Source organism: Catenulispora sp. GP43, from assembly GCF_041260665.1.
In the GTDB taxonomy this organism is placed as follows: Bacteria; Actinomycetota; Actinomycetes; order Streptomycetales; family Catenulisporaceae; genus Catenulispora.
The window spans coordinates 396,842-410,964 of record NZ_JBGCCT010000004.1 but is presented as its reverse complement, the minus strand read 5'-3'; the positions used below and the strand labels follow the sequence as shown (position 1 = coordinate 410,964).

Genomic DNA, 14,123 nt, shown 5'->3' with positions numbered 1-14,123 from the left:
GTTCCCGGCCGGGAACCTCCCCATCGCTTTCGCTCACTGCGGAACTACATCAGCGCTACACCAGCACGCTGTCGTCCGCCGCGCGCGCCGCGTCCAGCGTCCCGCCGCCGGGCTCGTCGGCCGAGGCCAGCTTCGACGGCCACCACATGCGCTTGCCGATGTCCAGGGTCAGCGCGGTGACCAGCACCGAGCGCACGATCATGGTGTCCAGCAGCACGCCGAGCGAGACCGCGAAGCCGATCTCGGCGAAGGTCACGATCGGCAGGCTGGCCAGCACCCCGAAGGTGGCGGCCAGCACCAGCCCGGCCCAGGTGATCACGCCGCCGGTCGCGGACAGACCGACCAGTGCGCCGCGCCTGGTGCCGCGCCGGACCGACTCCTCCCTGATGCGGGTCATCAGGAAGATGTTGTAGTCGATGCCCAGCGCGACCAGGAACACGAACGTGTACAGCGGCATGCTGGTGTCCACGCCGTTCCAGCCGAACGCCTTGAACGCCAGGGCGCTGATGCCCAGCGAGGCGCCGAGGGACAGGATGACGGTGAGGATCAGCAGCAGCGGCGCGATGAAGGCCCGCAGCAGCAGCCCCAGGATGATGAACACCGCGATCAGCGTGATCGGGATGATCCACTCGTTGTCGTGGCGCGTGGCGTTGTCGATGTCCACGAGCATCGCCGAACCGGCGCCGACCTTCGCGTCCGCGCCCGGGATCGCGTGCACGGCGGCGCGGACCAGGCTCACGGTGTGCTTCGCGGCCGCGGAGTCCGCCGGGTCCTTCGGCATCGCCTCGAGGTAGAAGCGCCCCGCCACGATCTGGTGCGGCACCGTGCTCGGGGTGCCGACCGACGACGGGTCGATGCCCGGCACCGTCTTCAGCGCGGCGGTCACCGCGTCGAGCTTGTCGGCGTTGCCGACGATGTCGAGCGACTGGCCCGAGGACGGCGGGAAGTACTCCGCCTGGACCTGAGCGCCGATCACCGAGTCCGGCTTGTTCACGAAGGAGTCGGCCGAGGACATCTGGTGCGCGTGCAGCTGGGTCACCCCGGCCGCGCCGATGAGCAGCAGCAGGGCCGTCACCGTCCACACCGCGCGCGGGCGCACGGCGATGCGCTTGCCGATCCGCGCCCACACCCCGTGCTGGGTCGGCTCCTCCGAGCCCACCGTCGGCTTGACCGGCCAGAAGATCCAGCGGCCGCAGATGACGACCAGGGCCGGCATCAGGGTCATCATCGCCAACAGGTCGACCAGGACGCCGATGGCCAGCACCGGGCCCATGCCCTTGGTCGAGTTCATCTGGGCGACCAGCAGGATCAGCATGCTGACGGCCACGGTCGTGGAGCTGGCCACCAGCGCCGGCCCGGCGCGGTGCAGGGCGTGCGCCATCGCCTCGTGCCGGTCCTCATAGCGTCTGAGCTCTTCGCGGTAGCGGGCGATGAGCAGCAGCGCGTAGTCGGTGCCGGCGCCGATCAGCAGCACGACCAGGATGAACGCGGCCTGGCCGTTGACCGTCAGGCCGGCGTGCTTGGCCAGCAGGTAGATGATGCCCTCGCCGACGAACAGGGCGCCGCCGGCCGACAGGATCGGGATGAACCACAGAATCGGGCTGCGGTAGGCGACCAGCAGGATCAGGATCACCACGAGGACCGTGATGCCGGTCAGCGAGCCGTTGATGTTCTTGAAGGAGTTGGCCTCGTCGGCGGCCTCGCCCATCGGGCCGGTCACGTAGGCCTTCTCGCCGGCGCTCGCCGGCCCCATCGCCGCCTTGATCTGCTTGATCGTGTCCGGGAGCTTGTTCCAGCCGTCGTTGCCCATGTCCATCGGGACGATGACCTGGACGGCCTTGCCGACGTTCGGCCCGTCCTTGACGTCCTGCGTCAGGATCGCGTTGTGCACGACCATGTTGATGGCCGTCGGCGCGGCGTCGTTCCGCAGCGCCGCCACCGTCTTGTCGATCTGGGCGTGGTCGGCGTCGGTGAGACCGCTGTCCCGCTCGAACAGCAGGATGGCCGGTACCCAGCTCGGGTGGAACGCCCCCTCCAGCTTCAGTTCCTGTGTCGATTCGGCGCTCTTGGGCAGCCAGGCCGAACTGTCGTTCTTCTCGACGCCGCTCAGCTTCGAGGCCAAACCCCAGACGACCACGGCGACGATCAGGAGTACCCAGACCCCGAACACCGCCCATTTGGACCTTCTGCCGGACACGACCCGGGCGAAGACGCCCGGTTCCGAATCCGCGTTGGTCAACGCGTTACCACTCACGAAAGAGCCCCCTCAGGCTATCGCGACCTCCGTCCGCGGACGGCTTCCCACCCCTATGTGCGGGTCCGCCTCGCGGACTCGTTACCCGCCTATTGTGACACGCGATACAACGCGAAATGGTCACCGGGAGGTGAACCTTTCCCTGTGCGGTCCGAGCAGCGAACTTCCTGGTAGGCATAGGAAAACTGGTGGACGGGCACTGATTCCCGGCCAAAGCTGGCGGGATGACAGCGGACGAGCACACCTTCACCGACGCCGACTCGGCGCTCCTGTACGACCTGGAGAACCCCTGGGACACCGACGAGTCGAGCTGGGAGGGCTACATCCTGCGCTGTACGACGCTCCTGGACGCGGTGCTCGACGTCGGCTGCGGGACCGGCAGCCTGCTGCATCTGGCCCGCGAGCACGGCGCGAAGGGCCGGCTGGTCGGCGTCGACCCGGACCCGGCGATGCTGGAGCGGGCCCGGCGGCGCGACGACATCGAGTGGTCGCAGGCCACCGCCGCGGAGATGGCCTACGAGGCCGAGTTCGACCTTGCCACCATGAACAGCAACGCCTTCCAGTGCTTCGTCACCGACGACGAGCTGCGCGCCTCGCTCGCGGCGATCCGCCGGGCCCTGAAGGACGACCGGGTCTTCCTGTTCGGCACCCGGCACCTGCAGGCCCGGGCCTGGGAGGCGTGGAACCCGGAGAACGGCGGCGTCGTCACCCTGCCCGACGGTCGGCAGTTCCGGTCCTGGTACCAGGTGGAGAAGGTGGACGGCCCGCTGGTGACCTTCACCGAAACCATGGCGCTGCTGGACGGCACGCCGGTCCGCACGGCCGGCACCACGCTGCGCTTCCACACCCCCGAGACGCTGAACCCGTTCCTGGTCGAGGCCGGTTTCCGCATCGAGTCCCAGTACGGCGACGAGAAGACCGGCCCGCTGACCCCGGACAGCCGCGCCATCATCACGGTCGCGCGCGCCCAATAAGATGCTCATAGCAGTCCTGCAAACGACCGTCGAACAGCGAAGGACCACGCATATGACCGACACCGGCGCCCCCGTCGAGCGGACGCTCGTCCTGCTCAAGCCCGACGCCGTGGCGCGCGGCATGATGGGTCGGGTCCTGACCCGGTTCGAGGACGCGCTGCTGAAGGTGGTCGGCTCCAAGATGGTCTGGATGGACGCCGAGCTGACCCGCAGCCACTACTTCGACCTGGAGGAGCGCTTCGGCGCCGGCGTGTACAACGCCACCGCGACGTTCATGCAGTCCGGCCCGGTGCTGGCCCTGGTGCTGGAGGGCATCGACGCGGTCAAGACGGTCCGCAAGATCGTCGGCTCCACCTACCCGAACGAGGCCGCACCGGGCACCATCCGCGGCGACTTCGCGCACCAGAACAAGGCCTACGCCACCGCCAACGGCATCGCGGTGGCCAACCTGGTGCACGCCTCGGGCAACCTCGACGAGGCGAAGCAGGAAGTCGCGCTGTGGTTCACAGACGAAGAACTCTTCGAGTACTCCACGGTCGCCGAGAAGTTCGTGCTCTAGTCGCTAGGATCGCTCTCGCGAGATAAGCGGGCTTTTCACCTGGCGGGAGTACCACGCGTGGCAGCGACAGCAGCGTCCATCCACCTGCGCATCGCCGAGGAGCTCGGCGTCGCCGACCGGCAAGTCCGGGCGGCCGTCGAGCTCCTGGACGGCGGCGCGACCGTGCCCTTCGTCGCGCGGTACCGCAAGGAGGTGACCGAGGGCCTGGACGACGCGCAGCTGCGCACGCTGGAGGAGCGGCTGCGCTACCTGCGCGAGATGGAGGAGCGCCGGGAGGCGATCCTGGAGTCCATCCGCAGCCAGGGCAAGCTCGACGAGGCCCTGGAGGCGCAGATCCTGGCCGCGGACTCCAAGTCCCGGCTGGAGGACATCTACCTCCCCTACAAGCCCAAGCGGCGCACCAAGGCGATGATCGCCCGCGAGGCCGGGCTGGAGCCGCTGGCCGACGCGCTGCTCGCGGACGCCTCCCTGGACCCGGCGGCGACCGCCGCGGCCTACGTGGACGCCGACAAGGGCGTCGCGGACGCCCCCGCGGCCCTGGATGGCGCGCGCTCGATCCTGGTCGAGCGGTTCGGCGAGGATGCCGACCTGATCGGCGCGCTGCGCGAGCGCATGTGGGAGAGCGGTCGGCTGACCTCTAAGGTCCGGGAGGGCAAGGAGGAGGCCGGGGCGAAGTTCTCCGACTACTTCGACTTCGCCGAGCCCTTCACCGCGCTGCCCTCGCACCGCATCCTGGCGCTGCTGCGCGGCGAGAAGGAGGAGGTCCTGGACCTCACCTTCGACCCGGAGCCCGAGGACGCCGAGCCCGGCGCCCCGGTGACGCAGAGCGGCTACGAGGTCCGCATCGCCAAGACCTTCGGCATTCCGTCGCCCACCGCCAGCGGAGCTGGTGTGAAGTGGCTGAACGACACCGTGCGCTGGGCCTGGCGCACCCGGATCCTGGTCCGGCTGGCCGTGGACGTCCGGATGCAGCTGTGGACGCTGGCCGAGGACGAGGCGGTCCGGGTCTTCGCCGCCAACCTGCGCGACCTGCTGCTGGCCGCCCCGGCCGGCACCCGCGCCACCATGGGCCTGGACCCGGGTTACCGCACCGGGGTGAAGGTCGCGGTCGTGGACGCCACCGGCAAGGTGGTGGCCACCGACGTGATCTACCCGCACGTGCCGGCGAACAAGTGGAACGAGGCGCTGGCCAAGCTGGCCTCGCTGGTGAAGGTGCACAAGGTCGAGCTGATCGCGTTCGGCAACGGCACCGCCTCCCGGGAGACCGACAAGCTGGCCCAGGAACTGGTCGCCAACATGCCGGAGCTGAAGCTGACCAAGATCATGGTCTCCGAGGCCGGCGCCTCGGTGTACTCGGCCTCGGCCTTCGCCTCGCAGGAACTGCCGACCATGGACGTCTCGCTGCGCGGCGCGGTCTCGATCGCCCGCCGCCTGCAGGACCCGCTGGCCGAGCTGGTGAAGATCGACCCGAAGTCGATCGGCGTCGGGCAGTACCAGCACGACCTGGCCGAGGGCAAGCTCTCGCGCTCGCTGGACGCGGTGGTCGAGGACTGCGTGAACGCCGTCGGGGTGGACGTGAACACCGCCTCGGCGCCGCTGCTGACCCGGGTCTCGGGCATCGGCTCCTCGCTGGCCGACAACATCGTCGCCTACCGTGACGCCAACGGCCCGTTCGCGACCCGCAGCGCGATAAAGGATGTGCCGCGCCTGGGCGCCAAGGCCTTCGAGCAGTGCGCGGGCTTCCTGCGCATCCCCGGCGGCGACGACCCGCTGGACGCCTCCTCGGTGCACCCCGAGGCCTACCCGGTGGTCCGCCGGATCCTGGCTTCGACCGGCACCGGCATCAAGGAGCTGATCGGCGACACGAAGACGCTGCGCGCGCTGCGGCCGGCGGAGTTCGCCGACGACACGTTCGGCGTCCCGACCGTCACCGACATCCTGGCCGAACTGGAGAAGCCCGGCCGCGACCCCCGCCCGGCCTTCAAGACCGCGACCTTCAAGGAGGGCGTGGAGAAGATCGGCGACCTGCAGCCCGGCATGATCCTGGAGGGCGTGGTCACCAACGTCGCGGCCTTCGGCGCCTTCGTCGACGTCGGCGTCCACCAGGACGGCCTGGTGCACATCTCGGCGCTGTCCAAGACGTTCGTGAAGGACCCCCGCGACGTGGTGAAGCCCGGCGACGTGGTGCGGGTGAAGGTGCTGGACGTGGACGGGGTGCGCAAGCGCATCGCGCTGACGCTGCGCCTGGACGACGAGGCGGGCGCCGGCTCCGGTTCCGGCGGCCCGGGCCGGCAGCGGCAGTCCGGCGAGAACAGCGGCGGCGGTCGCGGGCGCGACGGCCGCGGCGGTGGCAGCGGCGACCGGCGGGGCGGCCAGGGCGGCCAGGGCGGCGGCAACGGCGGAGGCGACCGCCGGGGCGGCGGCAACGGTGGTGGTGGCGGCGGTGGCGGCGGCGGCCGTGGCGGCGACCGGCGTGGCGGGAACAGCGAGCCGCAGGGTGCGCTGGCCGACGCGCTGCGGCGCGCCGGGCTGGCGTAGGGCTCAACAGCGCCGGAAAAGCACAAGCGCCCGTCGCGGACTCCGGTCCGCGGCGGGCGCTTCGTCGATGGTCAGTTGTACAAGCTGCCCCAGAACCGGAACAGGTGGTACCCGAAGTACTCCCCGTTCTGCGGGGTGCGGCCTTCGAGAATGTCCTGTGCCCACCGCGCGATGAAGTTCCGGTCCGGACCCAGCGCGTAGAGCAGGGCGAACACCAGCAGGATCCCGTAAGGCGCGATCTGCGCCCCGATGCGGCGCCAGTCGTTGCTCAGGAACGGCTCGATGATCCCGTAGCCGTCCAGGCCCGGGATCGGCAGCAGGTTCAGGATCGCGCTGGCGACCTGGATGTAGGCCAGGAAGGTCAGCGCCGACCAGAGTGCCGCGCCGTGCGCGGGCGTGCCCGGGTACCAGATGAAGCCCGGCCCCCAGGTGTCCAGCACCACGATCAGCACGATCGAGAAGACCACGTTCACCGCCGGCCCGGAGGCCGACACCAGCGAGTCCTTCCACTTGCCGCGCAGCCGGTGCGACTCGATCGACACCGCGCCGCCGGGCAGCGGCAGGCCGCCGATGAGCAGGAAGAACAGCGGCAGGATGAAGGTCAGCACCGGGTGCCCGTACACGCGCGGGTCCAGGCGCAGGTACCCCTTGCCGGCCACCGTGTGGTCGCCGCCCCAGTAGGCCGCAGCGGCGTGCATGAACTCGTGCAGGCACAGCGATATCAGCCAGCCGCAGAGCACGAAGATGAACACGCCCGCGCGGTCGCTCCCGAACCCCTTGTAGAGCGCGACGCCGCTGGCCGCGAAGCCGGCGACCAGCGCCAGGAAGATCGGCGAGATGCCGCCGCCGCGGGCCGACTGCGACCAGTCGGGCCGGTATTCGCCGGGCTTGAGCAGGCGCAGGTTGGTGCGGGCCATCGGGTCACTCACCTCGGGGGTCGGCTGGGTCGGCTGTTCGCGGGGCGTTCGTCATCATCTGGGCGTTCGTCATCGTAGGTCTTCCATACGACCAACGGTGCGGCGTCGCCGAACGATCCCGGCCCACTACAGCTGGTTCACATCCGTGACGACCACCACGGCGGTCCCGGCCTCGTCGCTGGCCGCCAGGTCCACCTCGGCGCTGATGCCCCAGTCGTGGTAGCCCTCGGGGTCGTCGAAGATCTGCCGGACCACCCACTTGCCGGGCTGGTCCTCCGGCGTCTCGTCGATGACCAGCAGCTTCGGGCCGCGCGCGTCGGGTCCGGTGCCGAGCTCGTCGTGCGCGTCGAAGTAGTCCTCGATCGCGTAGTAGTACTTCTCGGAGTCCCACCCCGAGCCCGCGTCCAGCTCGCCGAGGTCGTCGTACTTGCGCAGCGCGAACAGCTCGACGCGGTGGAACAGCTCGTTGCGGACCATGACGCGGAACGCGCGGGCGTTCGCGGTGACCGGCGGCGGGCGCTCGTCGAAGTTGTGCGGGGAGACCGCGGGCGTCTCCTCGCCGGGGTTGACCAGTTCCTCCCACTCGTCCAGCAGCGAGGAGTCGACCTGCCGGACCATCTCGCCGAGCCACTCGATGAGGTCGTCGACCTCGTCGTTGCGCATCTCTTCGGGCACTGTGTGCTTGAGCGCCTTGAAGGCGTCCGCGAGGTAGCGCAGCAGGAGGCCTTCAGAGCGGGGAAGCGTATAGAAGCTCACGTACTCCGCGAACGTCATAGCGCGCTCGAACATGTCCCGCGCGACGGACTTCGGAGCGACCTCGTAGTCGGCGACCCATGGGGAACTCCGCTTATAGACCTCGTAAGCGGCCTGGAGCATCTCCTCCAGAGGCTTCGGATACGTGACCTTCTCCAGGAGCTCCATCCGCTCCTCGTACTCGATCCCGTCCGCCTTCATCTCCGCGACCGCCTCGCCGCGCGCCTTGTTCTGCTGCGCGGACAGCACCTGGCGCGGGTTGTCCAGCGTCGACTCGATGACCGACAGGGCGTCCAGCGCGTAGGTCGGCGACTCGGGCTCCAGCAGTTCCAGCGTGGCCAGCGCGAACGGCGACAGCGGCTGGTTCAGGGCGAAGTCGAACTGCAGGTCCTTGGTCAGGCGCACGATCCGGCCCTGCTCGTCCGGCTCGTCGAGGCGCTCGACGATCCCGGCGGCCAGCAGCGCGCGGTAGATGGCGATGGCCTTGCGGATCAGCTTCAGCTGGGACTTGCGGTCCTCGTGGTTGTCCTCCAGCAGGTGCCGCATCGCGTCGAAGGCGTCGCCGGGGCGGCTGATGACGTTCAGCAGCATCGCGTGGCTGACCTGGAAGCTGGAGGTCAGCGGCTCCGGCTCGGCGGCGACCATCCGCTCGAAGCTGGGCTTGCCCCAGGAGACGAAGCCCTCCGGCGCCTTGACCCGGACCACGCGCGAGAGCTTCTTCTTGTCGCCGCCGGCCTTGGCGACGCGCTTGGCGTTCTCCACCTCGTGCTCGGGCGCCTGAGCCACGACATATCCGGCACTGTCGTAGCCGGCGCGCCCGGCCCGGCCGGCGATCTGGTGGAACTCGCGCGCCTTGAGCTGGCGGGTCCGCACCCCGTCGTACTTGGTCAGGCCGGTGAACAGCACGGTGCGGATCGGCACGTTGATGCCGACGCCGAGGGTGTCGGTGCCGCAGATCACCTTCAGCAGCCCGGCCTGTGCCAGCAGCTCCACCAGGCGGCGGTACTTCGGCAGCATGCCGGCGTGGTGCACGCCGATGCCGTGCCGGACCAGTCGCGACAGGGTCTTGCCGAAGCCCGCGGTGAACCGGAAGTTGCCGATCATCTCGGCGATCGCGGCCTTCTCCTCCTTGGTGCACACGTTGACGCTCATCAGCGCCTGCGCCCGCTCGATGGCCGCGGCCTGGGTGAAGTGCACGACGTAGATCGGCGCCTGGTTGGTCTGCAGCAGCTCTTCGAGCGTCTCGTGCAGCGGCGTCTCGGAGTAGGAGTAGTACAGCGGCACGGGGCGCTGCCCGGAGGAGACCACCGCGGTCGGGCGTCCGGTACGCCGGGTGAGGTCCTTCTCGAAGCGGGTGACGTCACCGAGCGTGGCCGACATCAGCACGAACTGTGCCTTCGGCAGCTCCAGGATCGGCACCTGCCAGGCCCAGCCGCGGTCCGGCTCGGCGTAGAAGTGGAACTCGTCCATCACGACCTGGCCGATGTCGGCCTCGGCACCGTCGCGCAGCGCGTGGTTGGCCAGCACCTCGGCGGTGCAGCAGATGATCGGCGCGTTCGGGTTCACGCTGGCGTCGCCGGTGAGCATGCCGACCTTGTCGGCCCCGAACATGGCGCACAGCGCGAAGAACTTCTCACTCACCAGCGCCTTGATCGGCGCGGTGTAGAAGGTGCGCTGCCTGGGGTCCTCCCGGTAGCGCGCCAGCGCGGCGAAGTGCGCGCCGGCGGCGACCAGCGACTTGCCGGAGCCGGTGGGCGTGGACAGGATCAGGTTCGCCCCGGTCACCACCTCCAGCAGCGCCTCCTCCTGCGCCGGATAGAGGGTGATCCCCTGCTCGCCGGCCCACGCGCTGAAGGCGTCGAAGAGGGCGTCGGGGTCGTCGGTGGCGGGCAGGCGATCGGTGAGGGTCATAGTGGCTTCAACAATATGCGGTCGGCGGTGCATGCCGGGGCGCCACGAAGATCCTCAGGCCGCTATTCCGTCCCGAAAGCCGTACCGCCTAAGCTTCGTTCCATGACCACGCCCGATTCGCCCGACGACCCGAACCACGCGGCCGGCCGACAGGTGCAGGACGGTGTGGGGGAGCCGGACGGCTTCCAGCGGCTGTGGACGCCGCACCGCATGGCGTACATCAAGGGCGAGAACAAGCCCACGGGCCCCGACCCCGGCCAGGACCCGTTCTGCCGCATCCCCTCGCTCAGCGACGAGGACGGCCTCATCATCGCCCGCGGCGAGCTGGTCTACGCGGTGCTGAACTTGTACCCGTACAACGGCGGCCACCTGATGGTGGTCCCCTATCGGCACGTCGCGGACTACACGGACCTGACCCTCCCGGAGACCGCGGAGCTCGCCGATTTCACCAAGCGCGCCATGACCGCGATCCGCGCCGCCTCCGGCGCCCAGGGCTTCAACATCGGCATGAACCAGGGCGACGTCGCGGGCGCCGGCATCGCGGCGCACCTGCACCAGCACGTGGTCCCACGCTGGGGCGGGGACACGAATTTCATGCCGGTCGTGGGCCACACGAAGGTGCTCCCGCAGCTGTTAGGGGAAACCCGCAAGCTGTTGGCGGATGAGTGGCCCGTAGACTGATGGTATGGACGAGGGCAGCTTCCCCAAGCCGGTTCTGATCTATGACGGAGACTGTGGCTTCTGCACGCGCTCGGTCAACGTTCTCAAGCGCCTCCCCATCGATGCGGAGGTGACGGCATTCCAGTTCACCGATCTCGAGTTGTACGGAACAACCGAGCAACGGGCAACACATGAGGTGTTGTGGGTGGCCCCGACAGGCCGGATTCACGGAGGCGCGCAGGCTATTGCGCGCCTTTTGATTTCTGCGGGCGGGGTCTACGCAGCGGTCGGCTATGTGCTGCGCACGCCGCCGATCCGCTGGATCGCGGCGGGCGTGTACCGCGTGATCGCCAACAACAGGCAGCGGATGCCCGGAGGTACCGCCGCATGCGCGCTGCCGCCCGCCGGGCGGTCGCGTGCGCTGCCGCCCGCGGCACGCGGGAGCGTGTCGGGCTGACTAGGAAGTGAAGTACGGGCCCCGCTGGAAGCACCTCTTCCAGCGGGGCCCGTGCTGTGATGATCAGGAAGTATGGGAGACGATCTCCATCTTCACCGGCTCATCGGTGTCGAGCGCGAACCCGTAGCCCGCCTCCGGGTCGGTTCCGTACTCCAGCGGCACCAGGTCGAGCATCCACCGCGGCCGGGGGAGCCAACCGAGGTCCGCCGGCGGGTCGTAGTGCGTGATCGCCGCGACGCGTACCTCGGTCGCGGGGACGCCGATGATGCAGACGTCTCCCGCCGACAGCTCCGAGGTGTCCGGTGCGATGCGCCAGGGAGTGTTCCGCCAGTCGGAGTGGTCCGGATCCCGCGGAAACCCCATCAGCCCGTCCCACGGGCTGCGGGAGCCCGGGTCCGGAGAAAGCCACGGCCACTCGATGTAGACGGTCCGTGCGTCGACACGTGCCACCCGCACCTCGACGGCGGCCGCGGAGATCCTCAGTACGCTGCCCACTCGATAGCCGCGACCAATGTCGACTCTGCGCCTGTCGATCAATCGAAGAAGTCCCTATTCCAGAACAGCGTGTACGGGGACTTGTCGGACAGCCCTCTGCGCCAGCCCGCGCCGCCGAAGGTCGTGCCGTCGGTGTTGAGCAGGCGGTAGCACACATCCCAGCAGATGTTCCTCGTGGTTCCGCCGAAGCCGATGACTTCGTTCGGGCCCAGGCTGTTGACGATGTTCTCTTCCGCGTGCGCCCCGGCCTTCCCCGGCGCGAACGTCTCGCCGGGCTGCAGCCAGTCCTCCGGTGCCTCGTAGGTGCCGTTGAAGCCGATCCGTGTCGACCACTGCCGGGTCTGCGTGTTGAAGATACCGAAGACCGCGGTGGTCCCGTTGGACGCGCCCGGGTCCGCGGCCTGCCGTTCGTCCTGCAGCTGACCGGCCCGGTCCCGGGCCAGGGACGCGTCGGTCTCGTCGGGGGCCAGAGCCGCGTCGCCGCAGTTGTGGACCAGAACGGGGGTGTCGCCGGCGAGCACGTAGTACGTGTGCAGCCCGTCGATCGTCAGGTCGTAGGTGACCAGCGGTCCGACGTGCGGCCGGACCCCGCTGACCGTCGCCTGTGCGCCGGCGCCGCTCTGCAGCCGGTCGCCGACGCTCAGGGTGCCGGCGTCGGCGAAGCCGCCGGCGCTGACGTCGTAGTACGGATGGTTCGCGGTCCCGGTGACGGTGCCTCCGCTGCCCGGCGCGGTCCCGCGCACGGACACGTCGACGAAGCCGGCGTCGGTCGTGGTGACGTGGACCTGGTCCACGCGGTGGGTCTCGGTCCCGCCGCCGGGCCGCGCGTTCTCGACGACGTCCCCGGCCCGGACCTCGGCGATCGGCTCGGAGGACCCGTCCGCCATCAGGACCCTGGTCGAGCCCGAGAAGCTGTGCGGGCACGGCGAGCTGTCCTGGTTGAGGCGCTCGGTCAGCGCCGCCTCGTCGAAGGCGCTCTCGGCTTCGCCGGGGTTCTGCAGGCCGAGGTTCGACAGCCGGATGATCGGTTTGCCGGTCGCGCCGAGCTCGGGATCGCCCTCGGCATCCGTCGGCGTCGAGGCGTAGGTGGGCTCGCCGTTCTCGTCCAGGACGGTCGGCGAGTATTCGAGGTCGAACTGGCCGGCTTCGGAGCCCAGGCCGTCGGAGTCGAGCATCGACTGCAACGCGTCGATGCTGACCGGCGGCCCGTTCCCGGGATTCGCCCGGTTCACCGGCGGCACCCAGCTCGGCGCCGCCGGCTTCGCCGCCGCCGGAGCCGGCCGCGGCGTGTCCCCGCCCTCGTCCGCGGCGGGCTCCGAGGTCACCGGGACCACGCGGTCGATGGTGGCCGGCCGGCCGCCGATGGACGTGGTGGCCTTGCCGCCGTTGTTGACGGCGTCGGCGAACGCCTTCCGCGACGGCGGTGCGGACTGCCCGGCCGGAGGTTCGGCCTCCTCGGCCGCGTAGTCGCCGTTCGCCTCCGGGATCAGGCCGTCGAAGGTCTCGCTGGGCTCGATGTTCTCGGCCTGGCTCGCCGGCAGTCCCTTCACCGTGGACGGCGACAGCGTCACCGTCACCGGGGCCTGGGTCGGGGCCGCCGCGGCCGGCGCCGGGGCCGACCCCGAGCCGGACGGGCCGGTGTCCGTCCCGCTGCCGGTCGGCGTGTACTCGGTGTCCCCAGGGGCGGCTTCGTCGCCGCCGCTGCTGGGCAGGGCCTGGGCCTGGGCCGGCGGGGCGGCCGCGGCCGGCGGCTCGGACTCGTCGCCGCCCTCGGCGGCGGGGGCGTCGGCCTCGCCGTCCGGCTGGGCGTCGGCGTAGTTCTGCAGCAGGTCGTCGATCTGGGAGAGGATCTCCTGGCGCTCGTTCTCCAGCTGCGAGACGTCGTTCTCGAGCGCCGAGACGGCGTCGTTGTGGGTCTGGACGTCCGTCTCGAGCTGCGTCTGGTCCGCGTCCGCCTTGGCCTGGTCGCTCTGCAGCTTGTCGCTCTGCGCGGTGAGCGCGTTGATCTGGTTCTGCAGGTTCGTCTTCTGCGCGTCGAGGCTCGCCTTCTCCTCGTTGTACGCCGCGTACGCCGCTTCCTGGTCCGGGAGCTGGAAGGTGTGCGGTTCGGCGTTGTGCGCGTCGATCTCGCTGTTGAGGGTCTGGACCTGGCTGGTGAGCGCGTTGGACTGGTTCTCCAGGTTCGAGGCCTGCGTCGCCAGCGTGCTCTCGCGGTTCTGCACGTCGGACGCCCGCTGCTCCAGCGAGGTCTTCTCGTCGGCGAGCTGGTTGGCCTTCTGCTCGTCGTTCTGCGCGTCCGTCTCGTACTTCTGCTCCAGCGCCTGGACCTGCGCCGGGCCTGAGGAGTCCAGCGGGGACGGCATCGCCGGCGGCGGGGCCGGGTCGGCCATGACGAAGCCCGGCCCGGCGGCGTGCGCCGGGAGCGCGTGCGAGCCGGCGGGGGTCGCGTTGGTCGCGGCCGTGGTGGCCGCCCTGGCCGTCGTGGCGGTCGCGGCCTGCGCCGGGACCCCGGCGAAGGCCAGGGCTCCCAGTGCCGTCGCCGCCACCAGCACCGCGGCGGAGCGCCGGCGCAGCATGCGGCCGCGTCTCACGGGGGCACCCACGG

At 70.0% G+C, this 14,123-nt stretch carries 10 protein-coding genes; 5 read left to right on the top strand and 5 right to left on the bottom strand.

The genetic code is table 11. The features are described from left to right. Positions 1-55: 55 nt before the first annotated feature. Positions 56-2,254: an MMPL family transporter gene (locus ABH926_RS11965; RefSeq protein WP_370365519.1), complete on the bottom strand. Its 2,199-nt coding sequence runs from the start codon at positions 2,252-2,254 to the stop codon at positions 56-58. Between the two features lie 224 nt (positions 2,255-2,478). Between ABH926_RS11965 and ABH926_RS11960 the strand changes: the two genes are divergently transcribed. The 3 genes from ABH926_RS11960 to ABH926_RS11950 are packed head-to-tail and all read left to right on the top strand — an operon-like array spanning position 2,479 to position 6,325. After that, positions 2,479-3,228 (top strand): class I SAM-dependent methyltransferase, encoded by a 750-nt coding sequence (locus ABH926_RS11960; RefSeq protein WP_370365518.1) that lies wholly within the window; start codon positions 2,479-2,481, stop codon positions 3,226-3,228. Positions 3,229-3,280: 52 nt separating this feature from the next. Then, entirely contained in the window at positions 3,281-3,787 is a 507-nt protein-coding gene (locus tag ABH926_RS11955) for a nucleoside-diphosphate kinase (RefSeq protein WP_370365517.1), read from the top strand. Between the two features lie 57 nt (positions 3,788-3,844). Beyond that, on the top strand, positions 3,845-6,325 hold the full coding sequence (locus ABH926_RS11950) for a Tex family protein (protein ID WP_370365516.1): 2,481 nt from the start codon (positions 3,845-3,847) through the stop codon (positions 6,323-6,325). A gap of 71 nt (positions 6,326-6,396) precedes the next feature. Here the strand turns inward: ABH926_RS11950 and ABH926_RS11945 are convergent, their stop codons facing one another. Further along, the gene (locus tag ABH926_RS11945; RefSeq protein WP_370365515.1) at positions 6,397-7,242 is read right to left on the bottom strand and encodes a site-2 protease family protein; all 846 of its coding nucleotides are present in this window, start codon (positions 7,240-7,242) and stop codon (positions 6,397-6,399) included. 126 nt (positions 7,243-7,368) lie between these two features. Beyond that, on the bottom strand, positions 7,369-9,906 hold the full coding sequence (locus ABH926_RS11940; RefSeq protein WP_370365514.1) for a DEAD/DEAH box helicase: 2,538 nt from the start codon (positions 9,904-9,906) through the stop codon (positions 7,369-7,371). 102 nt (positions 9,907-10,008) lie between these two features. Here ABH926_RS11940 and ABH926_RS11935 point away from each other — a divergent pair, with 102 nt between their 5' ends. Next, the gene (locus tag ABH926_RS11935; RefSeq protein WP_370365513.1) at positions 10,009-10,587 is read left to right on the top strand and encodes an HIT domain-containing protein; all 579 of its coding nucleotides are present in this window, start codon (positions 10,009-10,011) and stop codon (positions 10,585-10,587) included. Positions 10,588-10,591: 4 nt separating this feature from the next. Beyond that, a complete protein-coding gene (locus tag ABH926_RS11930) occupies positions 10,592-11,023 on the top strand; it encodes a thiol-disulfide oxidoreductase DCC family protein (protein WP_370365512.1) in 432 nt (143 codons plus the stop codon). A 63-nt stretch (positions 11,024-11,086) separates the two neighbouring features. Here ABH926_RS11930 and ABH926_RS11925 read toward each other — a convergent pair whose 3' ends face one another. Together ABH926_RS11925 and ABH926_RS11920 are read right to left on the bottom strand one after the other, a co-directional pair. Continuing rightward, entirely contained in the window at positions 11,087-11,518 is a 432-nt protein-coding gene (locus tag ABH926_RS11925; protein WP_370365511.1) for a hypothetical protein, read from the bottom strand. 38 nt (positions 11,519-11,556) lie between these two features. Then, the gene (locus ABH926_RS11920; RefSeq protein ID WP_370365510.1) at positions 11,557-14,109 is read right to left on the bottom strand and encodes a polymorphic toxin-type HINT domain-containing protein; all 2,553 of its coding nucleotides are present in this window, start codon (positions 14,107-14,109) and stop codon (positions 11,557-11,559) included. Between the last annotated feature and the right edge of the window lie 14 nt (positions 14,110-14,123).

Coding starts and splice junctions, on each gene's coding strand:
- ABH926_RS11960 (WP_370365518.1), top strand. CDS start 2,479: ATGACAGCGGACGAGCACACCTTCACCGACGCCGACTCGGCGCTCCTG.
- ABH926_RS11955 (WP_370365517.1), top strand. CDS start 3,281: ATGACCGACACCGGCGCCCCCGTCGAGCGGACGCTCGTCCTGCTCAAG.
- ABH926_RS11945 (WP_370365515.1), bottom strand. CDS start 7,242: ATGGCCCGCACCAACCTGCGCCTGCTCAAGCCCGGCGAATACCGGCCC.
- ABH926_RS11940 (WP_370365514.1), bottom strand. CDS start 9,906: ATGACCCTCACCGATCGCCTGCCCGCCACCGACGACCCCGACGCCCTC.
- ABH926_RS11935 (WP_370365513.1), top strand. CDS start 10,009: ATGACCACGCCCGATTCGCCCGACGACCCGAACCACGCGGCCGGCCGA.
- ABH926_RS11930 (WP_370365512.1), top strand. CDS start 10,592: ATGGACGAGGGCAGCTTCCCCAAGCCGGTTCTGATCTATGACGGAGAC.